We start from the raw sequence: 569 nt of genomic DNA on the forward strand, positions 1-569 counted from the left end.
GGGAGTGCCAGCAAACGCCTCGGGAGTGTAGGTAAGGGCAAAGGTGTAGACAAGCTCATCCTTGGTCATCATCGACACACTGTTGCAGTCCTGCAGTTCATTCTCAAAGAAGAGCACCTTGGAGCCTGGGACCAAACCGACAACAGGACATCCTCCCAAAGTCAGACCAGATGGCTGGATCAGTTCACCATTGCTAAACAAGTCCTGCTGTACCTCCACATGAACCCGGTTCTCACCGCATTGAATAGCTACACTACTGGGAGTCACAGGTTGCCTCAAATGGAAGTCCACCGCCATCTCACTCGGCACTTCTGGAACAGTGGGAAACCTCCAGTCCAAAGGCTTCACTGGACCCTGCAACACCTGCTTCTCCTGAAGACCAAGAGGCTCTTGTGCAAATCCTCTGTAGTCAAGACTCTGAGACAGAGAAGCCTTCTGCAAAGTGTTTCCGAGCACTTGAGAAGAAACAGGCACTCTGGAAGCTGGATATGATTGATGCTTCTTGCTTTTTGGACTTTGACTGGATCTCAAACTTCCAAAAGCATTCTTCAGATCAAACACCACAAGCA

General features: G+C 49.9%; 1 protein-coding gene. It reads right to left on the reverse strand.

Annotation, left to right across the window (positions count from 1 at the left end; genetic code table 11):
• The coding region (locus GQS54_RS23140; protein ID WP_205967900.1) for a hypothetical protein at window positions 1–569 on the reverse strand (569 nt) is incomplete at both ends.

This window comes from Paraglaciecola sp. 20A4 (genome assembly GCF_011378905.1).
Taxonomy (GTDB): domain Bacteria; phylum Pseudomonadota; class Gammaproteobacteria; order Enterobacterales; family Alteromonadaceae; genus Paraglaciecola.